Below are 23852 nucleotides of genomic sequence, written 5' to 3'. Positions count from 1 at the left end.
TTTCAGTATTTACCACATTGGTGGGATGTGGTTTTCCGCAATCGGGAGAGGGCAATCTGTGGGCACGCGATTAATCGCGTGCCCACTGTAATTCATCACTTGCCCACAGTGATGAATTTAGTTAATTGGATGTGTGATTTTTCGGATTGTCTTTGATGTATTGGCAAATACGATCATAGGCTTCGGTATCGCGGATGATGTGGTCGTGGTAGTTGGATTGCCATGTGAACGATGCATCCGATTTCCGGATTTCGAAGGTGCATCGGCCTTTGTACCAACGGATGATGCGGGATAGGTTTTGGTGAAGCATCGGGTTTTGATGGCCGGCGAAGCCGCCTGTTTTTTGTTCCGATTCTACAGGATCCTGGGGTTCATGGATAATAATGATCCCGTGGATATGGTCAGGCATTACCACAAATTCGTCCAATTCAACGAATGGAAATTGGGAGGGAATTTGTTCCCAAATGTTTTGCGTAAGGATTGCAGCGGTTGTCGAGTTTAATTTACCGGATTCAATATGTCCAAAAAACGGATACCTGTTTTTGGTACAGATCGTTATAAAATAGGCTCCGGCCTTGCCGTAATCGTAACCGTATAATCTTTTACTGCGGCTGCTTGGAATAGGGTAGTAATGCATTGGATTTGATCTTTCCTATATAAGTTAGGAAAAAAGATCATTGAAAAACAGTAGGCACGCGATTAATCGCGTGCCTACTGTGTGATTAAATGTCAATGCAAAGCAATATATTTCACCAAATCCAGCACCTTGTTCGAATAGCCCCATTCGTTGTCGTACCAGGCGATCAGTTTCACGAACCGGTCGTTCAGGGCCAGGGACGCACCGGCGTCGTAGATGGACGTGTGCGGGTTGCCCAGGAAATCGGAGGAGACTACTGCGTCTTCGGTGTAGGAAAGGATTCCTTTCAGTTCACCTGCTGCGTATTCTTTTATTTTGGCGTTGATCTCGTCGAGGGTTGCGGCTTTTTGCAGGCGCACGGTTAAGTCCACTACGGAAACGTCGGGTACGGGAACGCGGAAGGATGTACCGGTTAATTTTCCTGCAAGTTCCGGGATGACTTTCGTAACGGCTTTCGCTGCTCCTGTGGAGGCAGGAATAATGTTTTGCCCGGCGCCACGGCCTGATCTCCAGTCTTTCGCTGAGGGCGAATCGACGGTTTTTTGCGTGGCTGTGATGGCGTGGACGGTGGTCATCAATCCTTCTTCGATACCGAATGATTCGTGAATTACCTTGGCAAGCGGAGCCAGGCAATTGGTGGTGCAGGATGCATTCGAAACGATGTTCATTTCCGGTTTGTAGGTATGCTGGTTGACTCCCATGACGAACATCGGTGTGCTATCACTGGAAGGACCGGTCATTACCACTTTTTTTGCTCCGGCAACCAAATGTTTTCCGGCAGTTTCAGCGGTTAAAAATAAACCGGTTGCTTCTACCACATAATCCGCACCAACGGCTCCCCAGTTCAGTTCTTCCGGGTTTTTAACGGCGGTTACGCGTATTTTTTTGCCGTTCACTACCAAATGGTCGGCATGTGCTTCCACTTCTCCTTTAAATGCTCCGTGTGTGGAGTCGTATTTCAGCATGTAAGCCAGGTAGTCGGGTTCAACGAGGTCGTTGATAGCTACTACTTCCATATCTTCTCTGCTTGCCGCGATCCGGAAAACCAGGCGGCCAATTCTTCCGAATCCGTTTATTCCAATTTTGATCATTTGTAAATGGGTTTAAGTTATTTGACTAGCCACGAACCTCCGACTGCAAGCACATTGTCCAGCATCAGAAATTCTTTGTAATTGGCTTCGTTGATTCCGCCGGTAGGGCAGAATTTTGCTTCGCTGAATACACTGCCGTAAGTCTTCAATGCTTTGATCCCGCCGAAGAGGTCTGCCGGAAAAAATTTGAAGTATTTCCAGCCTGCTTCCAGTCCGCGGATGATGTCGCTTGGTGTAGCAACGCCCGGAAGGAATGGGATTCCGCAGGTGTTTAATGCAGGAATCATCGAGTCAGAAATTCCCGGGCTGACCAGGAAATCGACTTTCAATGCCTGGCATTTTTCTATGTCGACAACCGATTTAATCGTCCCGACCCCAACACTGAAGTGATCTCCGTAACGTTCTTTGAATAATTGAATAGCGTCCCAGGAAACGGCAGTTCTCAAAGTAATCTCAATGCACGAAATGTTGTTTGCCTTCAGTTGTTCATACACGCTGTCCACTTCGGATAAGGCGTTGATCGTAACAACAGGAATCAACTCATTCCGGTTCAGTATGTGTTCGATATCAAATTGTGTGCTCATTGCTTAAAGTATTCCGGCCCCTTCATCGCTGGAGGAAATGAGGCTTCTGAGGTTCTTAAATAACTGGCGGCCGTGACTGTCGTCGTGATAAACCACCGAGCGTGTTTCCCGGTCCAAAAATCCGGGTGTTTTACATTCCAAATGACCATTTGTTCCGTCCAGGGAAATCCAGTCTCCTGTTTGGATTTTTCCGATAGGCCCGCCATTTGCGGCTTCCGGTGTCACGTGAATAGCAGCGGGAACTTTCCCGGATGCTCCCGACATTCTTCCGTCGGTTACCAAACCTACTTTAAATCCTCTTTTCTGAAGGATTGTCAGGGTCGGTGTCAATTTATGCAACTCGGGCATCCCTTTTTGTTTCGGTCCCTGGAACGGGATTACCGCGATGAAGTCTTTTTCCAGTTCTCCTTTTTTAAATGCTGCAATCAGGTCGTCCTGGTCGTCAAATACGATTGCCGGAGCTTCTACATGATGGTGAGAAGGATCTACAGCGGATGTTTTGATGACCGATACTCCAAGGTTTCCGTTCAGGACTTTCAATCCGCCGGTTTCCTGGAACGGGTTTTCGGCACTTCGAACCACGCTTTCGTTGAGGGAAGCTTCCGGTCCTTCTACGTAAACAATGACTTTGTTGATCAGTTTGGGTTCTTTGGTGTATTTCGACAAGCCTTTTCCCAGGATGGTGTTGACATCTTCATGAAGCAAACCATTTTTCAACAAGGTCTTGATGACGAATGCCATTCCGCCTGCGGCATGAAAATGGTTAACGTCTGCGGCTCCGTTCGGATAAACGCGGCAAATCAACGGAATGACTTCCGAAAGTACGGAAAAATCGTCCCAGGTGATGTGGATCCCGGCTGCTTTTGCCATGGCGATCAAATGCAAGGTATGATTGGTGGAACCGCCGGTAGCCAACAGCCCGATAATTCCGTTTACGATGGCTTTTTCGTCGATGATATACCCGATGGAGCGTGAAATGTCCTTCAGCCGGATATTTTCAGTCAGTGTTTTCACGGCTGCGTGATTGAGTGCTGCCCGCATCTTTGTTCCCGGATTCACAAAACTGGATCCCGGAAGCTGCATGCCCATGATTTCCATCAGCATCTGGTTGCTGTTTGCTGTTCCGTAAAAGGTACATGTTCCCGGTGAATGGTAGGAATCTGCTTCTCCTTTCAATAATTCTTCGCGCCCGATTTTACCTTCTGCAAAATCCTGGCGGATGCGTGCTTTTTCATCGTTTGAAATACCACTCGGCATGGGGCCTGCAGGAACAAAAACCACCGGGTGATGGCCGAAGCTTAAATTCCCGATCATGAGTCCCGGAACAATTTTATCACAAATTCCGAAGTTGAAAACACCGTCAAACATGCTGTGCGACAATCCGATGGCTGCTGATAAAGCGATGACATCCCGGCTGAGTAATGACAGGTCCATGCCTTCCATTCCCTGCGTAACGCCGTCGCACATAGCCGGAGTTGCTCCTGCAACCTGCACGGTAGCATTGAATTCTTTGGCGTATTTGCGGAATTCTTCCGGGTATGTTTCATAAGGTTTGTGTGCAGATAACATGTCGTTATAAGCCGTGATGATTCCCATGTTCGGTTCGGTTCCGGCTGCGATTACGGCTTTTTCATCTGCCGCACATCCCGCAAAGCCATGCGCCAGGTTTCCGCAGCTTAAACCTCTGCGTCCCGTGTCCCGGTTAAAGTTTTTGTTCACCTGTTCCAGGTAGGTGTTCCGAGATGAAGCACTGCGCAATCGGATACGCTCTGTAACTTCCTGTATTATTGGATGAATAGTCATTTCGAATGATAAATTTTTAGTTCTGGATTTGCTTGTAATAAGTGATGAATGGGCAGGTTCAGCGTTGAATCCAGTAATAAGTCCAGTTTCTTTTCCCCGGTAATGACCAAATAGGCAGTTCGTGCCTGGCAGAGGCTTTTCAAATCCCAGGTAATGCGCTGATTGGGGTAATTGGGAGCTCTGGTGGAACGGATTGACTGATTACTTTCCTGCAATGCAAGCTCTGAGGCCGGATCATTGGGGAAAATCGAAGCAAAATGTCCGTCTTCACCCATTCCCAGCAAAACGATGTCTGTGCGCTCGGAAAAAATCCGGTATTCTTCGGCAACACGCCCGATATTTGCGTGTTCATCGTTCAGATCATAGACCATTCCTTTCAGTTTGCCCGAAACATTCATCAACTGCGGAAAACATTCCCGGATGAGGCGTTCGTTGCTGTATTCGCTTTCAAAAGCCACATAACGTTCGTCAACCAACCCGATAATTACCTGCAGGTTGCTTATATGCGTGTCCAATTCCTTATAAACCGGCCCGGGTGTACTTCCGCCGGAAAGCAGGATGCGGGCATCACCAAAGACATTGACGTAATGACGGATGTCTTCCAGGATGGATTGGGTTACTTGTTGGATCAAATCACTTTTTTGATCGAAAATATGGATGTCTAATGTGTTTGCCATCTTGTGCCGTTGTCTAAAATAAAATCTCCCGGGCCCCAGCTTCCGGATTCATACAAATGAATCGGAACCTCTTTTTGCCAATGTTTGTTGATGGATTCGATCCATTCCCAGGCTGCCATTAATTCATCGTGACGCATAAACAGGGTCTGATTGCCCCGGATCACATCAATGATCAATCGTTCATAAGCATCCGGCATCCGGTCTTTGAACGAATCCATGAAGTCTAGCTTTAAAGATATGGGTTTAAAACGATATCCGCCAGGTCCGGGAATTTTACTTAATTGCACCAGTTCGATCCGTTCTTCGGGTTGCAGGCGGATGATGAGTTTGTTTTGTAACGGGTATTTGGAATCCGGGAAAATGTTGTGAGGCAATTCCTTGAAGTTGATAACGATGTCGGAATACCTTTTTTTCATGCGTTTCCCTGTTCTCAGGTAAACAGGAGTGTTTTTCCAGCGCCAGTTGTCAATGTGCACTTTCATGGCTACAAACGTTTCCGTATCGGATTCGTAAGCGTCGATATCTTCCAGGTAGGAATGGATTTTTTTACCGTCTACTGTTCCTCGGGTATACTGTCCGCGAACAATTTCCGTGCGCAGCATTTCTTTGGTAAAAGGACGCAGTGATTTCAGGACTTTCAGTTTTTCATTGCGCACGGCATCCGGGTCCAGGCTGAAAGGCGGTTCCATAGCGATCAGGCAAAGCAGCTGCAACAGGTGATTTTGCACCATGTCCAGCAATGCTCCTGTTTTGTCGTAAAAAGCACCGCGTTTTTCCACTCCGATCGACTCTGCTACCGTTATCTGAATGTTTTCGATGTTTTCGGCATTCCAGGCACGTTCAAACAAGTGATTGGCAAAACGCAATACCATCAGGTTCTGCACAGTTTCTTTTCCCAGGTAGTGATCGATCCGGAAGATCTGGGATTCTTTAAATGCTTTTGAAATGACACTATTGATCTCGATACTTGATTTCAAATCATGGCCGAGCGGTTTCTCCAATACTACTTTGCTGCTTTCACGGATCAGATCAGCGGCCAGCATGGTGTCGCAGATTTCCGGGAATGCCGAGGAAGGCACCGAAAGGTAGAATATGCGCTGGAAATCGGGATTTTTATCCAGGGCGTTTTTCAGCACCGAATAATTTTCCACGTCATTTTGCGGAATGTGCATAAAAACCACCTGTTTCATAAACTTGTCTACAAGCTTATCCGGACCGTCTATGAATTCCAGCAGCTGTTTTTTAAACGCATTTTCATCGGAATGGCTCCTGGAAATACAAAACAGATTAAAATCAACCTGCAATTGATTGTCGGCAAACCGGTAGTAAAGTGCCGGAATAATTTTGCGGCGGGCCAAATCTCCATCGCCTCCGAAAATAACGAGGTTGAATGAAGTAATGTCCGCTGTGAGTTGATTTGCTGTCATAGTGAATTTCAAAATTTTCTATCAAATGTAAACACTTTTAGTAAAATTAACAATAACTATTAATTTTTTGTTACATTTGAGATATAAACCATGAAATATAATATGAAATGTTTATAGTTGTTGAAAGCGGATCAACCAAAGCCGATTGGATGGTGGTAGGTGATGGTGTTAAAATGGCGTACAACACGAAGGGGTTCAATCCTTATTTTCACAGTAAGGAAGATATCCTGTTGGAGCTGCACGATCACCTGGAACTGGATTTGATCAAGGAAAAAGTGGAACAATTGTTTTTTTACGGCGCAGGATGTTCCAGTCCTCATTTGAATCGGATCATAGAAAAAGGACTTGCAGCTTTTTTTACAAACGCTAAAATATATGTGAATCACGACCTTGCTGCATCCGCGTATGCCTGTTACAGCGGGAAACCAGAAATTGCCTGTATTTTGGGAACGGGATCCAATTCCTGTTATTATGACGGGGTCAGCGTGTCTGAAGAAGTGCCGGCATTGAGTTATATACTGGGCGATGAGGGTAGCGGCTGCTATTTAGGTAAAAAGTTGATTTCTGATTATCTGTACAAGCGCCTGCCGGATACGATTGCGCAGGACCTGGAGGCTCAGCAGATTACGAAAGAAGTCATTTTCGAAAATGTATACCGCAAGCCGGATGCCAATGTCTATATTGCTTCTTTTATGAAAACATTGGTTCACTATAAGAATTTGAGCTATTCACAGCGGTTGATTGAATCGGCTTTCCAGGATTTTATCGATGTTCACGTGAAATGTTATGAGAATTACCGGGATGTGGAGGTGAATTTTGTAGGGTCGGTGGCCAGCTTGCTCCAGGATGAACTGCATGAAGTTTGTGAAAAGAACGGGATTAAGGTGGGAAGGATTATCCGCCGTCCGCTGGAACATTTGGTTCAGTACCACGAGCGGTTGTCGGAACTGGAATTCAGTAAATCCTTCATTAAAAAAATGGGCTGAGTTCCCTGCACGCATTTAGCTATTAATCGAATTGAATACTATGAATAAGAGAATTGTTATTGCTACTTTATTTGGCCTGTCTGCTTTCTTTGGCTGGACACAAAAGGCACAAAGCATCAGCACCCCTGAAATCGAACAAAAAATTGAGGAGTTATTAAAATCCATGAGTGTGCATGAAAAGGTGGGGCAAACCTGCCAGGTCACACTGGATGTGCTGTTGAAAACCGACAGCGAAGGAAAAGTCATAGAGCCGGTTTCCGTGGATCCTAAAAAGGTACAGGAAGCCATTGTTCAATACGGGGTAGGTTCCGTGCTGAATGTAGGCTGGCACACTTTGTCCTTGAAAGAATGGGAGGAAGTGATGAAACTGGTTCACGATCCCTACCTGACAAAACAATCCAAATCACCAATTATTTACGGTATTGATGCCATTCACGGGGTCAATTATACGATCGGAGGAACGCTTTTTCCGCAGGAAATCGGGTTGGCAGCAACCTGGAACCCGGCATTGGCCGAGCAATTCGGTGAAATCGTAGCGTATGAATGCAGAGCTTCGGGAATCCACTGGAATTTTTCCCCGGTTCTGGACCTGGCACGTCAGCCATTGTGGTCGCGTACTTTTGAAACGCTGGGAGAAGATCCGTACCTGGCTTCCGTTTTGGGTCAGAAGATTATCAAGGGATACCAGGGAAGCCCTAAAATTGATGCGTATCACGTGGCTTCCTGCATGAAGCATTTTGTAGGATACAGCAGCCCGATTAGCGGAAGGGACCGTACTCCGGGATGGATCCCTGAAAAATACATGCGTGAATTGTACCTGCCGGCTTTTGAAGCAGCCACGAAAGAAGGTGCGCTGACTGTCATGATCAATAGCGGAACAGTGAACGGTATTCCCGGGCATGCCAACTATCATTTATTGACAGAAGTATTGAAGGGAGAATGGAATTTTGAAGGTTTTGCCGTGTCAGACTGGGAAGATTTCCTGATGCTGAATACCGTTCACCGCACAGCGGAAACCACCAAAGCCGGAATTGTTCAGGCGATCAATGCAGGTGTGGATATGAGTATGGTGCCTTACGCTCCGTACTACCAGGAATACTGCAAACTGATGACGGAAGCGGTCAATGAAGGAAGTATTCCGATGGCCCGTCTGGATGATGCTGTCCGACGCATTTTGAGAGTGAAAATACTGCTTGGATTATACGAGAAAAATATGAACCAGGCGAAGAAATACCCGGAATTTGCATCTGTGAAGCACCAGCAGGCTGCTTTGACTGCGGCACAGGAATCCATTACTTTATTGAAGAACAAGGAAGAAATCCTCCCGTTAAAAAAGAGTCAGAAAGTGTTGGTGAGCGGCCCTGCTGCCAACAACCTCATGTACCTGAACGGTGCCTGGACACATACCTGGCAGGGAGACAACCAGAGTTTTAATACTGCCGGAAGAACTTCTATTCTGGAAGAATTCCAAAAGGTATTGGGGAAAGAAAATGTGGCTTACAGCGAAGGATGCAAGCTCGTAACTGAAAATGGGTACGAAGCGGCTCACCTGGTTGGAATGGAAGACTTTAAGTCGAAAGCTGCAACCAGCGACGTTATTGTTCTTTGTTTGGGAGAATACCCTGCTACGGAAAAACCCGGAGATATCCGTTCCTTAAACCTGCTTCCGGAACAACAGCAGCTTGCAAAAGAGGCTTACGCTACCGGAAAACCGGTTGTGCTGGTGCTGGCGGAAGCAAGGCCGCGCATTATCCGGGATATCGTTCCGGATGCTTCGGCGATCGTGCAGACTTACCTGCCGGGAGATTTCGGGGCGGAGGCGTTGGTGGATTTGCTTTACGGGGAAGTGAATTTCTCCGGGAAGTTGCCTTATACTTATCAGAAATACGACGGACAGGTTGAATTCTACGACCATCCGAGAAGTGTGGACCGCCATAAAAACGGATTTGATGCCTACGATCCGCAATGGGATTTCGGTTTTGGATTGAGCTACACGTCGTTCGAGTATTCCAACCTGGTTTTAAGTAAGAAATCGGTGACAAAATCAGAGAGTATCACCGTTTCCGTTGAAGTTAAAAACACCGGGAAGGTTGCCGGAAAAGAAGTGGTGCAGTTCTACCTTTCAGACGAATTTGCATCCCTTGTTCCAGCAGGAAAATCCTTAAAAGCATTCCAAAAAATAGAATTGGCACCCGGAGAAACAAAAACCGTTCAATTCCAGATTAAGCCGGATGATTTAAAATTTGCGGACACGGATGGGAAGTGGATTTCCGAGCCGGGAACATTTAGTGTGAGAATCAATAAACTAATTTCTAATTTTGAATTAAATTAGTCCGATGTCATATAAAATCAAGTTTGATAATTTTTTCTCCTATTCCTTTTCGTTGGATTGTGTCATCTTCGGGTACCGCGAAGGAGAAATTAAAGTTCTGTTGATCAAGCGTGCCATGGAGCCTTATCTGGGTGAATGGGCTATTCCGGGAGATTTGGTTTATCCGGATGAAGACCTTCCGGATGCTGCATCGCGGATATTGACGGAGCTGACTAAACTGAATGGCATCGAATTGCACCAGGGTGAAACTTTCGGGAAACCGAACCGACACCCGCAGGGACGTGTCATTACCAGTGCTTATTTTGCATTGGTGAAAATTGACGATTTAAATGTGGAGGCTGCTTCCTGGGCGGAAGAAGTGAGATGGGTGTCTATTAAAAAATTACCCCAGTTGGCTTTCGACCACAATCTGATCCTGGAATCTACTTTCGACATGCTGAAACAAAAGCTGCAACGCGAACCGATTTGTTTCGATTTGCTTCCTGCTAAATTTACCCTCAACGAAATGCAGCAATTGTATGAATATGCCTTTGATGTGGAGATGGACAAAGCAAATTTCAGAAAGAAAATCAAGCCGCTGCCGTTGGTGAAACTGCATGAAAAACAGATCAATGTCAAGCATCGTCCGGCTACTTTGTTCCGATTCGACTTTAAACGCTACAAGGAGTTGACGGAGGAAGATGATTTCTTCTTTAGAATCTAGTACAAAAATTAGAATTAGCGTAAAAATTAATGTGTTTTTTTGCTTATTGTAAAAAATACAATTATATTTATTTCATACTAAATTAATATGTTATGAAAAAACTTTATGCTATTCTATCGATCTCCATGATTTCCTCTGCCGGTTTGGCACAGAACAACGTCACGTTCAGCGCAAATGATTCGTGGGTTGGCTATGTAAATGTTTTCGAAACTCCTGCAAACGGAGGAGGTTATTTATGGGGTTCTCAGTGGGGAATTGCAGATTTGCAAACCACTATTAATACAGGTGCAAATACCATGACTTTGCAACCGAACTTTAACTTATATGCAGCAGATCCTACGGATGCTTACTGGGTAGACCAGTCAACAGGTGAAGGTGCGAAATATATCAGTGCTTCTACGTATGTGGAGCCGGGACCAACATTTAACGGTAATGCTTTGACGTTCCAGGGAGACGTGCTTTCCAATAACCTGGACCTTACAAAGTACGAAGCGAAATTTTACATCAACGCATTGGATTCTACAAACGGATATGTAAATACCATTCCGGGAAAAACGTTCAATATTCCGGCTAGCGGGCATTTTACTGTAAGTGCAACAGCAGGAGAATTACCGGTTGGAATGATCATTCAATACGGATTTACGATCTACGGAAGAAATGCAAATCCGGCGAATGAAGCTGCTTTGGGAAGTATCGTAATCGGTGTTCAAAGTACTGCAGGAATCACTGAAGGAGAGAAAAATTCCATCCGCGTTTACCCGAATCCTGCAACGGATCTGGTTTACGTTGCCAGTGATGCTGCTGTTGATGGTATTACAATTACGGATATTGCCGGTCATACGGTTTATAGCAGCAACCAGGTTTCAGCCAATGGTATTGATGTTTCGGGGTTGACATCAGGCGTTTACATGCTACATGTTACGACAGGTTCGGACATGAAAACTTCACGATTTACGAAAAAATAGTCATTGCCAATTACAGCGATTACTGAACGAACGGGGAGAATATTCTCCCCTTTTTTATAAACGCTTATGAAAAAATTACTACTCATTTTTGGATTCATTCCTGCCGTTTCTTTCGGTCAGCTATGGAATTTGGTTTGGAGCGACGAGTTTTCAGGAAGTTCCTTGAGCAATGCCAACTGGCAGTATGAAATCGGTACGGGTACCGACGGCTGGGGAAATTTTGAATTGCAGTATTACACCGCCAGTCCCAACAATATTTTCGTCGACACGGGTTATTTACACATCAAAGCATTGCATCAGCCCTACAACGGATCTGATTATACTTCCTCCCGGATTAAAACACAAGGTCTTTACGATGTGGAATACGGTAAGATCGAAGCGCGCATGAAATTGCCTTCCGGAAAAGGGATTTGGTCTGCTTTCTGGATGTTGGGGGCTAATATTACCAGTATAGGCTGGCCTGCCTGCGGAGAAATTGATATCATGGAACGCGTCAATACAGAATTGAAAGTGCATGGTACTTATCATTACGACAACAACGGTCATGCTTATGAAGGCGATTATAAATACGTGGATCCTTCTGATTTTCATGTCTACGGGGTAGAATGGGATGAAAGTGAAATGCGCTGGTATGTAGACGGAGTGGAATATTTCTCCAAGAATATCGGGCCGGGTTCTGTTTCCGTGGAAGAATTTCACCATCCGTTCTTTATCCTGTTGAACATTGCAGTGGGCGGCAACTGGCCGGGAAGCCCGGATGCGAATACGGTTTTTCCTGCTACCATGCTGGTCGATTATGTCCGTGTTTACAAAGAAACGTCGCTTCACCTGGATGAAACAGCTATTTCCGGGTTAGTACTTTCTCCGAATCCTGCTCACAACGAACTGCTTGTGAACAGTGAAACACCGATTGAATCGTATGTGATCTATAGCGTGGACGGAAATGAAATCAAGCGCGGGACTTCAGCCGTTGTTTCCCTGGAACAGCTGCCTGCAGGAACTTACCTGATTGAAGTGAAAACCGCTGATAACCAGATTTTGCGGGAGAAATTTATTCACGATTAACTACAGTCAAATATGTATTTGCGTCCTTTCCTCGTGATCGCCTGCATTTTTCAGTTTGGTCAGGCCTATACTCAGAATTATTACCTGGTCTGGCAGGATGATTTTAACAATCCGGTTTTGGATACCTCCAAATGGACGATTGAAACCGGTACAGGAGTAAACGGAGATTGGGGTACGGGGCAGATTGACCGGGCAACGGACAGGCCGGAAAATATTTCGATAACGGACACTGTTTCGGGCGCTTCCGGATCTTGTTTGGTCCTTACTTCCCGCAAGGAAAATTACATAGATAGGGAATATACCAGCGGAAGGATCAATACAGCAGGTAAATTTTCCTGGGGGCCCGGACACCGGATTGTTGCGCGGGTAAAGCCCAAAGATGTCCGTTTTATGGGGCAGGGTTTTGCCTTTTGGATGCTTCCGGATGAAACGCCGGCAGATACGAATTACATCATGTGGCCGCAGGGCGGTGAAATTGACATTATGGAATATGTAGGAGCAATTCCTTATCACAACCTGGGAAGCGTTCACTATGCCTACGACTGGGCCAACAACGAATGGCAATCCTGGAACCATGCGCACCAGGGATTTTACTACAGTTATGAAACAGAGCAGGTACCGGATCCTTCGGAGCCCGGATATGGCAATTATCCACCGCCTTTGGGAGCAATGTTTGCAGGCAGTTCGGCATTTCATGACTACGGAATTGATTGGTTCGACGATCGCATCGAATTTTTTATCGATTCCACGGTTTATCACATTCATTATTTCGAGGACGGTTCCGAGTTTGCACTGGATGGACAGGATGAGTCTGACATTTCCGTTATCGGAGGAAAACGGGTTGGAGAATCCGAATATTCCAATCATTTTCCGGAATGGCATCCGTTTGAACACCAGATGTACCTGATTTTAAGTACAGGTGTCGGAGGAAGTGCCAATACATATGGCGGTCCGATCCAATCGAATGCAGACTTTCCCTGCTCAATCTTCATTGATTGGGTAAAGGTTTATTCCACAGAGCAACCGAATACAGCTACAATTGCAGAAATAGCTGTTACTCCGGATTTTACACTGGTTCCCAATCCGGCGAATACGAGCATGCAGATCAGAGGTGATAAATCGGTTGCGCATTTCCAGATACTCGACGCGGCCGGAAAACCGGTCCTGGAGGGCGATAAAACCAATGTGGCTGTTTCTTCCCTGGAAAACGGCCTGTATTTTATACAAATTACAACCAGCCAGGGAATTATTCAAACAAAGACATTTATCAAAGACTAATTGCCTGCAAAGGATATTAGGTTTTAGCTAAAAATCGATAACAGCATGAAAACAGGTTCTTTAATCGCAATGCTTTTTCCGGCATTTGTGATGTATGCCCAACCCGGAAAATTGGTTTGGGAAGAAAACTTCAACTCGAATAAGATTGATACTTCCGTGTGGAATTTTGAGACCGGAACAGGAGTGAACGGTGATTGGGGAACGGGGCAGCTGGACCGGGCCACGGACCGGAAACAGAATGTGGCTATCAAAAAAGGAGTGAAAGGTGCCGATTCCAGCTGTTTGGTCATTACCACGCGCGCTGAAGAGTTTATGGACAGGAAGTATACCAGCGGGCGCATCAATACCAAGGGAAAGGCTTCCTGGGGTCCGGGACATAAGATTGTTGCACGTGTTTACGCCCGCGATGTAAAATCAATGGGGCAGGGTTTCGCCTTCTGGATGCTGCCGGATGAAAAACCGGTCGGACAAAAACACATGATGTGGCCGCAGGGCGGAGAAATCGATATCATGGAATATGTGGGGTCGATTCCTTTCCACAATTTGGGAAGTGTGCATTATGCCTGGTCTTATGAGAACAATGAATGGCAATCCTGGAACCACGCGCACCAGGGATTTTACTACAGTTTCAAGGATCAGGAGGTACCAAACCCGTCAGAACCCGGGTACGGCAATTATCCTCCTGCAAAAAATGATACCATCGCCGGCAGCTGGGGATTCCATGATTATGGTATCAACTGGTATCAGGACCGCATTGAGTTTTTCGTGGATTCGACAGTGTATCACATCCATTACCTGAACGACGGAGCAACGCTGAATTTTGCTAAAGACGGTGAAAATGAAGATGCCATTGAAGAAATCAACGGTAAAAGAACAGGAGTTTCCGAATACTCCAATCATTTCCCGGAATGGCATCCTTACGAGCACAACATGTACATCATTCTAAGTGCCGGAGTAGGAGGAAGCAAAAATACCTACGGAGGCCCGATCAGCGATGCCGCTAAATTTCCCTGCTCCGTATTTGTGGATTGGGTAAGGGTTTATGAATTATAATTTCATGAATTTGCCCTGTTGTTTTCCACAACGTACCAGGTAATATCCTGTTGCCAGTTGTGAAACGTTTACCAGCAAATGATCTTTGGAAACGTGCACGGTAGATACATCATCAATCACCTGCTTACCGGATACATCGTACATGAAGAAAGCGTCTGTTTCAGCATTGATCCCGACCACGTGAAGGTATTGTCCCGATACAACCGGATTCGGGAAAAGAATCATGTCGTTTCCGAAATCCCTGTCTAAAGGGATAAAAATCATATTGGAAGTGGAAGAATTGGCATTGAAATCCACCTGGATCAACCGGTAATAATAACCCGCAACCATCCAGTCGATATCCGTATCTATCAGCATGTAGTCCAGCAGACCGCTGTAATTCCCGGCCCCGTCAACATGACCGATTGCACTCCAATTCAGAGCATCCACCGAACGCTCCACGATAAAATAGTCGTTATTGATCTCATTTTCTGTTGTCCAGAACAGATCAATTTGCCGGTCGTTCAGAACGCCGTCAAAATACAGCAATTCGATCGGTAATGGAGTGCAATCAACCGTAATGGTAAAACTAAGCTGCGTTTGTCCCAAACACGGATCAGGGATTGTTAAGGTGTAAGTTGTAGTAGTTGTAGGGCTGAAAGTAGGATTGGCACTGGTGGTGTCACTCACCGTACCGTCATTCGGTGACCAGGCGTATTGCGGCGTACTGTATACTTCAAATTCCCACAGGGAAAAGCCGTAAGGTGTTCCGCGCTGCAAACCATACATACGAACATAACGGCCGGTACCAGTGAAATAAATCTTATCTATGCCGCCATTTCCGGCATATTCATGGTATTGATCGGTCCAGGTAACATTGTCCATAGAGGTTTGGATAATGTATTCACTTCCGTAAGCGCCTTCCCAATACAGCACCACACTGTCTATATCAGTTGGTGCGCCCAGATCTACGGTGATCCATTGTGGATTGGAAAAAGCACTCGACCAGCGTGTTCCCAAATTGTTGTCAAATGCATTTGCCGCGACAAAGGGCCCTTCAACGGAACTTGCTGTTGCCGGGTGATTGAATGCCACGTTAACGGCATCCAAAGGTGCTAAACTAACACTTTGCGTACCGGCACAAATAGTCCGGTCATCGAGTGTTAAAGCGGTAACCGAGGTAATAGCAACTCGGTTGTCTGCCCAGCTTCCACCGGTTGCGGATGTGAATCCCCAATATGCATAGTCGTCTCCGTGTAAAATGTTGCCGGTAATGTCAATGTTGTAAGAGAGGCGCAGGTTTCCCCCGAAATAGACATTCAGGGTCGTTGTAGCGGGATTGTAAGTGATCTGAAAAGAATGCCAGTTGTTGTCTTCCACGTTGGCAGCTGCTGCATCCATCTGAACTGGGCCTGCCAGGTTGGTTAAGTGATCGATGCTTCCGTCGCGTAAAATGGCCACGTGATCGTATACCGGGTCGTTTGAAGGTGCTCCGATGTTCTGGTAGGTATCAAATTCTACACCGAGTGAATATCCCGGAAAGTTCTGGTATCCGATTCCACCTCCGGCAGTACCTGCAACCAGGCATTTATTCTGGATCACGAAGACAATTCCGTCTGCTCCGTCATCGAAGTCGCCGAAAAACATGCTTCCGGTGATGGAAAAAGCGGAGTTGAAATTGTGTTTCAATTTATACCAGACAGCCCCGTTTTGCCAGGGAGCATCAGGTGTAAGCAAAAAGGTGTCGGGATTTAAAGCCGCGGCGTTTCCCGAAACCTGATACTGTGCATACGAACGGGTATACATCACACCTGTGAAAGCCAGAAGAAGAACAAAATACTTCATAAGTGTAGAGGTTTTACTTCGTTACAGAACTAAATATTGTAAAAAGTACCATAACTTATTCAAAATTAGTGTTTTATATTATGCTTTCCAAATAATTATCGGATTAATGTGTGAATAATTTGACTGTAAATCAGTGTTTTAGTGATATTCCAGTGTTCCCCACAGGGAAGGGTTGGAATTAAAGCCTTCCTGGCTTTTACTGTTCCATTTTTCCTGGAGCTGCCGCCCTGATTTGTTTCCTTTGTCGACCACCACTTCCAGGCCGGTTTTCATGCCTTTAGCCGGAACAAAATTGCGGAACAAACGCAGTGGAATCTGACATTCCAATTGGTAGCCTTCAGGTGTTGACTGGAATGCCACTTTCCCTTCTTTGATGACCTGGTTGAGTTTCCAGTTCCACAGATATGAATCGGTACCGCAATTGATACCGATATGCTGGTCGCTCAACAAGAGGAATTTGCGTTTAGGATCTGCCGAAGCGTTGGTTGAAAAGGCGATCTCAATGGCGTCACCGTTCCAGAGATTTCCTTCGGTTTGTCCGTTTTGACGGGGACTTTCATCCTGTACCTTTACTGCAAAGTAGAGCAGGCTATCCGAATATGCAACGCTAAATGAGTTGTTGGTGCCAAATGGTGTGAACGGCTCTGTCCAATCGCTTAGATCGCCATCTGTCCGGATATTCATTTTCGGGGCGGCTACTTGTTCTTTCAGTTTACCGGAAAAAGGAACCAGTTTGATGTACTTGATTTGAAGGGTCCCGGATGCAAAAACCTGGATCATGAATTGTTTGATACTGGTGGTATTCACGTCGTAATCCCGGAAGGGAAATAAGGAAAGGGGAATTTTCACTTTTGTCCATTTATCGGAGATTGCCTCCGCCTGAATGAACGAATTCATAAATCCGATCCATGCCTGTCCGCCCGAATAATCTTCCAGGCACAATGCCCAGGGCAAGTTTTTAACTGCACCTTCCTTGCATTTTACCAGCATTTCGATGGACAGGGTGTCAATCACATAAGAAATATCTTTTCCGGCCCAGTTGTCCCATCCAAAGCCCATTCCAACCCAATCGCACCCATTCTGGTCTTTGTTCCATTTAAGGTCCAGGTAAGGCCCGTCCTGGTTAGACAATGATCCGCTAATACATTCTTTTCCTTCAGAAGTCCAAAAGTCCGTTAAGCTTCCGTTGAAAATATCCAGCTGGGTATATCCGCGGATGTTTTCATCTTCTTCAAATGCTCCGTCGTAGAGTTTGACTTTCTTGAACCCCGCTTTTTTTCCGTAAACCTCCACTTCATCCAATATCAAAGTATCCTGGGCAAACGTTTGTCCAAGGGAAATTACGGATAGGAGGATCAGGAATATATTAAGGGTTGAGTGGCGCATTTTCTGTAAAAATTAAGTAATCAATTCCCGATTTGGCAAAACCGGATGTAGGGTTAGCCAGGTGAAGCACACTTACTTTGTTTAATCTGTCGGGATTGTGTACACCATTTCCGTTCCCTGTTCCTTCCAGGTCTGAATATTTCACGGAAACCAGTTTCCATCCGACCCAATTCACAGGTACTTCCAGGCTGTATTGGTCTTCGGAAGCGTCTGTAAAGGTTCCGTTTTGGTTTTCATCTTCATCAAAACGAAGTAATACCAGACTGTTCGGATAACCCGACGCACCATAGATCAAGACATTGAAGTACAGGTTTCCGGCATTGTCCGTCAAAGGAAGAGTAGGGCTTCCGTAAGCAGAAGCTTTAAAGTCAACCAATCCGATGAGCCAGTCCCAGTTTACGGTTCCCTGCATGTTGTAGTAGGAATCGGCCTGCGGTGCTGTTCCGTCTGTCTTAATGTTGAAATCCATGTTGGCCCCCGATTGGATGAATGTGCTCCATCCGCTGTTCCACCCGGTTTCAAAATCGGCGATCAGAAATCCCGGATTGGTTTTCGGTGCTGTCACAGTCACAGTGGTGTGCAAAGTATCCGCTTCTCCGGCAAAGGTCAGCATCACATCACAGGTTTCTGCTTTGAACATCGGGAAATTGGTGGTGCTTCCGTTCCAGGTAGCATTCGAAATATCCAATACTTTTCCTGTTCCGGTAATGATTTTATTGGCACCGCTCGTTTGCCCGGTAATGGAAATCGTCCATTCTTTGATGATAGATGTTTCGCAGGTGAAATACACCGATTGGCCGGCACTGAAATCCACACTGGACTGACTCGCGGCCAGAGTGGTTACTACTTCAAACGTACCGTAAATATCATTCAGATCCGGTCCGTCCATTTTGCCGGCTTCTTTTTTGCGGCAGGCAGACAGTAGGAGTGTTCCTGTAATTAGTAAGAATGTTAACTTTTTCATCGCTTAAAATTTCATAACGTAAAGGATGGATAATTGCTTGTACTGGTAAGGGTTATTTACCACAAAGTTGTTTTGGTTATATTCGTATAAAACTGCAAAAAGGATTTTATCCGAGAAATCAAACCGGATTCCTCCGGAAATATTGGTTTCCATGCCGTTCACGTTAAACGGTGTGTAGTTAATAATCACTCCGTCGGCGTCACGAACCGGAGACTGCTCGTTTCCTTTTCCCTGAACCATCATTACATTTCCCATCAGGAATAATTTTTTGATGATTTCGCCTTCAATTCCTGCACTCAGCGTGGTTGAATTGAGTTTTACCTGCTGGAAAACAAGTTCACCGCTGCGTGAAGTGTTTTGGTAGCAAACACCGGCGTTCACGACCAATTTCTTTTTCCATCCTGCCAGGTTTTCGATATGCAGGCTTGCATTCGCTTGCCCCATCATAAATTTACGAAGATTGGTTGTTCCCTGTCCGCGGATTTCCGACAGGTAATAGAATTTTCCGTTGGTTTCGATGATCTTTTTAGGATCCGAATAGCTGATTCCCAAATATCCTCCCTGGCGGTTAAACGTAGCAATTCCGTAAGGAAGTACATTGTTTATTACCGGATTGTAATTCATGATCCCGGCAGTAATTCCTTTGTTGTAAAGCATCGGGTCGTTGTAGAGGTCAAACATGGATACCGGGCGAATGATCTGCTGATTGGTATACCGGTTGTAGAAATTGTTTAACAGCGAGTAATCTACACGTTTGGATTGTGCCCCGAAACTTCTGAAATCCGCCCCGTTATTCATATAGCCTAAATCCAGTTTCAAATCTTTTTTAGTCAGGTTGAAATAAGCACGGGCATGAACAAAGTAATCGTTCAGGTCTTTTTCCGGGAATAAGCTTTGCTGCGTTCTTGAAAAACCGGATTCTCCGTCAATTCCCACAACAAACTTTTCTTTCGGTAAACGCAGGTCATACGTGAAAGAAGTCACACTATTGGCATACACATTGCTGTCCAGCGCCGTTCCCTTAAGGTCGAAAATACTTACGTAATTCACGCCCAGATCGAAGTATTTGCTTTGCTTGAAAACAACATTTCCTCCACCGAACAAACGTTCCAATACATTTGTACTGCTTGGATTTAACCGGGTAATGAACCCGTTGAACTCAATTTCCTTGACAACTTTCGGGAATTGCAGCGCAAAATTAACAGAAGCTCCCTGCTGACGCCAGGTGTGGTTTCTGTAGAACGATTCGTAATTCACCACGCCTTCTTTGATTCCCATGGTCCCGGTGTTAGGAACCAGCATATCCGGGTTGTGATTGTAGAAGGTATACGGCGTTAGCTTGTAATCAATATTCCCGATTTGGTAGCGTACGATGTCGGCAACAACTCCGCGTACATATAACTGACGTACATCGAAGCTTACACCGCCTCCCCAGAATCCGCCGAAATCATTCCGGATACGTACCATGCCCAGAATTTCGGTTGCCTCATTCGGATTGATTTTAAAACCCAGGTCCAGCAAGGCATATCCGCCCGTTCGTTTCGGTGCGGTAACGGTGTCATCTGCCGAATGGAAATCAGAATGAGCGAGTAAGGATCGTGCTCCACCTACAAACTGGACTTTCTTTCCAATTTGAGCAAATAACTGAGAGGTGAACAGCGTAATCACACATAAAAGAGCTATACGTTTCATATTTTAGAAAAAGATTTTTAATTCAACTGTTGTTTCCATTCCTTTGTAAGTATCCAGGGAATAACTGAAATCCTGGTACCTCATCCACCGGTGGCGGACATATAATCCGGTGTTCCGTGCCAATTGGATGTCCAGGCCAAGGGAATAACTCATTCCCATCTGATTTTTGGGTGCGTCGGAAACAGTGTCCCGCTGTGTATTGATCCCCCCGAAAATGCGGTCGAAACCAAAATAATTACAGATGGTAATCCGGTCTGATAGCGCGTAGTAAAACTCTAACTGGTTGTTATAGCTTTGCAAATAGGATTTTTTTGAGAATTGCGGAATGGCAGAAGCATGGCGCTGAACAGAATGGAACCCACCCAGGTAAAAGACCATCAATTGACGGTTGAATAATTTGAAGTAAGTTTTGTAGCTGATTTCAATGGAGTTAAATCCTTTTGCGCTGATCGAATCGGTGATGTACATGGTTTCGTAAACACTGCGGTAAACCTTACTGATGTTTCCGTAAGGACCGACATTCGTGGGGAAGCCCCAGCGCCAAAAACGCGACAATGCAAGACTGTTGGCCGGGTGGCCGTAAGTGATTTTGTTGGAAACTCCGGTAATCTCGCCCGCAGCGCTGTAACCGATGGTTACTTTGTTCCGTCCGAACTTCAAATCTGTGTTCAGAATAAGCCCCTGGCGGTTATTGGTCATCTGACCGATGTTTGTCAATGAGCTTGAAAAAGGGAAGAGAAGGGGACTCTGCCCACCACCGGCAACGGCTGTTGCAGTTGGGTTTTGATATTCGTAAATGGAAGTGTTCCAGAAAATACCGTTGTTGTTCAATACATTCGGGCTGATGCGGAAATACCTCACTTCAATCGGGAAATGCGTTAATTGCTCGCTGAATTTCAGCCTTACATCCAAAGCTTCGCCCCATTTTCCGGTTGCATCCGGTGAAAAATAATTCCCGGCACCAACCTCGCCGTTAAGCGTTAATTTGTCTTTGTACAGGTCCACATCAAATTCACTGGTGTACAAATTAAAACCAACCGTGTTTCTGTTCAGACTGTCGGAATAGGTTTTGCTGTACAAGCCATTCAGGCTCACGTAGTAGTTCCCGAAGTTCTTTTGAACTCTTCCTCCTGTCAGGGTATTCGGAATAAGGGGTGTTCCTCCGTTCAGCTGCGATTTTCCGTGCATGGCAATAAAGGAAAAGTTCTGAGGTAAATCCACACCGTCTACAATGACACCCTGGAAAGCCTGTTGTCCCCAGCGTACATCTTGTGTCAATGCACCGTTTTTGTAGAACGTTTCGTAGCGCTCAAAGGATTTCTTGGTGTTCGGGTCCCACGGATTCCGTTCAAAAATACTGTACCGGTTATATCCGGTGTTGGAAGCGAAGGTCAGCGGACTTAATCTTACCCAGTGAATACCTCCGGTTTTTACACCGAATGTTCCGTACTCGGTTGAGTGTGATCCGTATAGGTTCATCCCCAGCAAAAGTCCTTTTACATAGTCTTTTTCGCTTCCGGTCAGGGGAGTCCATAAGTACAAGTCGGTAGAAATGGACGTGTTTTTGGTCGGAGTAACACTAAGTGTTAAGCTTAATTGGGGCAAGTTACTGTCATCACCGATAAACAGGCGGTTGTTTACTTTCCCCATTTCCGGATATTGTTTCGCCATGGTTGAATAACAAGCCAAAAAGCGGTAATACCCCGAAACAGAAATGTTCGATAATCCCTTGAGGAATTTCTTGGGGTCTGATCCTCCGTTGTCCGGTTTAAACATACTTGAATCTGGTCTGGATTGACCAAAAGCAGTTGCTGCAACCAAATGGAAGATACTCCAGATAAGTAGTATTCTAGTATTCAATCGGTTCAAGTTTTTGTTTTTTTAATTGCATTTTGCTAATCTGTCCGGTGGTGGCTTCCACGTAAAAAGGAATATTCATGTAAGCCACTTTCTGACCATCGTCAATGAATACGAAAAGCCGGTACCGTCCTTCAGTCATGGGTGTCCGAAGCACAATTTTATTGGTTTTCCGGCCTTTGATCCGCCCGGAAATGATCGGTGGTTTGCCTTCGGTGTCTCCACCTGTTTTGAGGTCGGTACTTTCCGGGTACAATTCCCAGTTATAATTCAGGACATCTTTGTTTTTATCGGAGGCAAAAAGTTCAACGCTTTGTTTGCTTCCGGGTTCCAGTACCAGGTCGAGAAGCTGGCTTTTTCCGGAGAAAAGAATACTGTCGATAGTCGGAGCGCGGTTTTCGGGGTAACTGCCTGTGAAGGAGTGCTGCAACTCATCGACTGCTTCCGTCGGTTTTCCGTCTTCGGTAAATAAACCATACCAGGTGCTGGTATATTCCTGTTTCTGTCCCCAAAGGAAAGCAAAGGAACCGATACACTGCTGAGGATATGCTGCAATATACTTTTCATAGCGTTCGCGGTAAGTGGTTGCCTTTTCGGTGCTGGTCTGTTCAACGGAAGTTCCCCACATCGTTTTCAGGATTTCCCAGTGTCCTGTCGGGCCCCATTCCGTAATCATGTAAGGTCCTTTGTAATTTCCTTTTTCCAGGACTTTGTGAACATTTCCGATATCGCCGTATGTATTGATGCCGTAAATGTCAACTTCCGTCAGTTCGTTCATCACAAACGACAGTTTTTCATCGTTTGTACCCGCAGTTACAGTTGCTACCGGGTGATTTGGATCTTCCTGATGGATCATCCGGGCAATGTCATTGACAGCTCCCCATACTTTCGGATTGGTGTAGTTCAGTTCGTATTCGTTACCGACGCACCAAATAAGCAGAGCCGGATGATCTTTGAACTTTTTAATAGATCTGCGAAAAGTTTCCAGTTGGGATTTTACACGGGCCTCATTGTCGTAGTCGAATCCGTGGCGCTCGTGCTGAACCCAAAGTCCCATCATGACTTTCAGGCCGTTTTTCTGAGCTGCGTCCAGGATCTCCTGGGCATTATCAACGCTCCACGTTCGGATGGTATTTCCCCCGATTTGTTTCAGTTCTTCCAATTGGGAAGATCCGCCGGCTCCTTTTATATAATAAGGACTTCCGTCGACCAGTAATTTCCAGGCGCCCTGGTTTTCTGACAGGGTGACCTTTGACGGTTGCGCACCAGCACTAAAGGCTAGTATCATGAAGGGCGTACTAAGTAGTTTAACGTTAAAACGTAAGTGTATTAGTAACAATAGGATTAATAGCATATAAAGATATTGTAACTATTACAATAATAGAGTTTTTTTAACTAGAAAAACAACCAGCACTAAAAATTAACAAGCCTGTTCGCTGGAATTTTGCTGAAACACTAGAAATGACGGCGTTTTTCAATTTGATTTTTTTTTAACATTTTTTTCAGATCGATTGTTAATAATGCTAAA

19 protein-coding genes are annotated in these 23852 nt (G+C 45.5%); 7 read left to right on the top strand and 12 right to left on the bottom strand.

What is annotated here, in order from left to right; translation table 11 throughout:
* Window positions 1–121: 121 nt before the first annotated feature.
* From ABDW02_RS19900 to zwf, 6 genes are all read right to left on the bottom strand, one after another.
* A complete protein-coding gene (locus ABDW02_RS19900) occupies window positions 122–637 on the bottom strand; it encodes a transposase (RefSeq protein WP_343637782.1) in 516 nt (171 codons plus the stop codon).
* Window positions 638–729: 92 nt separating this feature from the next.
* Window positions 730–1728 (bottom strand): type I glyceraldehyde-3-phosphate dehydrogenase, encoded by a 999-nt coding sequence (gene gap, locus ABDW02_RS19895; RefSeq protein WP_343637780.1) that lies wholly within the window; start codon window positions 1726–1728, stop codon window positions 730–732.
* 17 nt (window positions 1729–1745) lie between these two features.
* Window positions 1746–2312: a bifunctional 4-hydroxy-2-oxoglutarate aldolase/2-dehydro-3-deoxy-phosphogluconate aldolase gene (gene eda, locus ABDW02_RS19890; RefSeq protein ID WP_343637778.1), complete on the bottom strand. Its 567-nt coding sequence runs from the start codon at window positions 2310–2312 to the stop codon at window positions 1746–1748.
* 3 nt (window positions 2313–2315) lie between these two features.
* Window positions 2316–4115, bottom strand: a complete 1800-nt coding sequence (gene edd / locus ABDW02_RS19885; RefSeq protein ID WP_343637776.1) for a phosphogluconate dehydratase — start codon at window positions 4113–4115, stop codon at window positions 2316–2318.
* The gene (locus tag ABDW02_RS19880) at window positions 4112–4792 is read right to left on the bottom strand and encodes a 6-phosphogluconolactonase (protein WP_343637774.1); all 681 of its coding nucleotides are present in this window, start codon (window positions 4790–4792) and stop codon (window positions 4112–4114) included. Before ABDW02_RS19880 ends, edd begins: the two co-directional genes overlap by 4 nt.
* Complete coding sequence (gene zwf, locus ABDW02_RS19875) at window positions 4777–6219, bottom strand: glucose-6-phosphate dehydrogenase (RefSeq protein WP_343637772.1); 1443 nt, start codon at window positions 6217–6219, stop codon at window positions 4777–4779. The genes ABDW02_RS19880 and zwf overlap by 16 nt, the downstream gene beginning before the upstream one ends.
* A 107-nt stretch (window positions 6220–6326) precedes the next feature.
* On the opposite strand from zwf, the gene ABDW02_RS19870 reads away from it, so the two are divergent.
* From ABDW02_RS19870 to ABDW02_RS19840, 7 genes are all read left to right on the top strand, one after another.
* Window positions 6327–7205 (top strand): ATPase, encoded by an 879-nt coding sequence (locus ABDW02_RS19870; RefSeq protein WP_343637770.1) that lies wholly within the window; start codon window positions 6327–6329, stop codon window positions 7203–7205.
* A gap of 40 nt (window positions 7206–7245) precedes the next feature.
* Window positions 7246–9537 (top strand): glycoside hydrolase family 3 N-terminal domain-containing protein, encoded by a 2292-nt coding sequence (locus ABDW02_RS19865; protein ID WP_343637768.1) that lies wholly within the window; start codon window positions 7246–7248, stop codon window positions 9535–9537.
* Window positions 9538–9541: 4 nt separating this feature from the next.
* Window positions 9542–10240, top strand: a complete 699-nt coding sequence (locus ABDW02_RS19860) for an NUDIX domain-containing protein (RefSeq protein ID WP_343637766.1) — start codon at window positions 9542–9544, stop codon at window positions 10238–10240.
* A gap of 92 nt (window positions 10241–10332) precedes the next feature.
* A complete protein-coding gene (locus tag ABDW02_RS19855) occupies window positions 10333–11205 on the top strand; it encodes a T9SS type A sorting domain-containing protein (protein ID WP_343637764.1) in 873 nt (290 codons plus the stop codon).
* 66 nt (window positions 11206–11271) lie between these two features.
* Window positions 11272–12270, top strand: coding sequence for a family 16 glycosylhydrolase (locus ABDW02_RS19850; RefSeq protein WP_343637762.1), 999 nt, complete (start codon window positions 11272–11274; stop codon window positions 12268–12270).
* Between the two features lie 12 nt (window positions 12271–12282).
* Window positions 12283–13548 (top strand): T9SS type A sorting domain-containing protein, encoded by a 1266-nt coding sequence (locus ABDW02_RS19845; RefSeq protein WP_343637760.1) that lies wholly within the window; start codon window positions 12283–12285, stop codon window positions 13546–13548.
* A gap of 45 nt (window positions 13549–13593) precedes the next feature.
* Window positions 13594–14601, top strand: coding sequence for a glycoside hydrolase family 16 protein (locus ABDW02_RS19840; protein WP_343637758.1), 1008 nt, complete (start codon window positions 13594–13596; stop codon window positions 14599–14601).
* On the opposite strand, the gene ABDW02_RS19835 is transcribed toward ABDW02_RS19840, so the two are convergent.
* The 6 genes from ABDW02_RS19835 to ABDW02_RS19810 all read right to left on the bottom strand — a co-directional run bounded on the left by ABDW02_RS19835 (window position 14596) and on the right by ABDW02_RS19810 (window position 23612).
* Window positions 14596–16425, bottom strand: a complete 1830-nt coding sequence (locus ABDW02_RS19835) for a discoidin domain-containing protein (protein ID WP_343637756.1) — start codon at window positions 16423–16425, stop codon at window positions 14596–14598. The genes ABDW02_RS19840 and ABDW02_RS19835 overlap by 6 nt on opposite strands.
* A 138-nt stretch (window positions 16426–16563) precedes the next feature.
* Window positions 16564–17811 carry a sugar-binding protein gene (locus ABDW02_RS19830; RefSeq protein ID WP_343637753.1) on the bottom strand — a complete coding sequence of 416 codons (1248 nt, stop codon included), beginning with the start codon at window positions 17809–17811 and terminating at the stop codon, window positions 16564–16566.
* A complete protein-coding gene (locus tag ABDW02_RS19825) occupies window positions 17792–18775 on the bottom strand; it encodes a hypothetical protein (RefSeq protein WP_343637751.1) in 984 nt (327 codons plus the stop codon). Before ABDW02_RS19825 ends, ABDW02_RS19830 begins: the two co-directional genes overlap by 20 nt.
* Window positions 18776–18778: 3 nt before the next feature.
* Entirely contained in the window at window positions 18779–20467 is a 1689-nt protein-coding gene (locus tag ABDW02_RS19820; RefSeq protein WP_343637749.1) for a hypothetical protein, read from the bottom strand.
* Window positions 20468–20470: 3 nt separating this feature from the next.
* Window positions 20471–22327: a hypothetical protein gene (locus ABDW02_RS19815; protein WP_343637747.1), complete on the bottom strand. Its 1857-nt coding sequence runs from the start codon at window positions 22325–22327 to the stop codon at window positions 20471–20473.
* On the bottom strand, window positions 22317–23612 hold the full coding sequence (locus ABDW02_RS19810; protein ID WP_343637745.1) for a glycoside hydrolase family 2 TIM barrel-domain containing protein: 1296 nt from the start codon (window positions 23610–23612) through the stop codon (window positions 22317–22319). Before ABDW02_RS19810 ends, ABDW02_RS19815 begins: the two co-directional genes overlap by 11 nt.
* Window positions 23613–23852: the final 240 nt, after the last annotated feature.

This window comes from Fluviicola sp. (genome assembly GCF_039596395.1).
Classification (GTDB): Bacteria; Bacteroidota; Bacteroidia; order Flavobacteriales_D; family Crocinitomicaceae; genus Fluviicola.
This window is presented reverse-complemented; position numbering and strand designations above follow the sequence as displayed.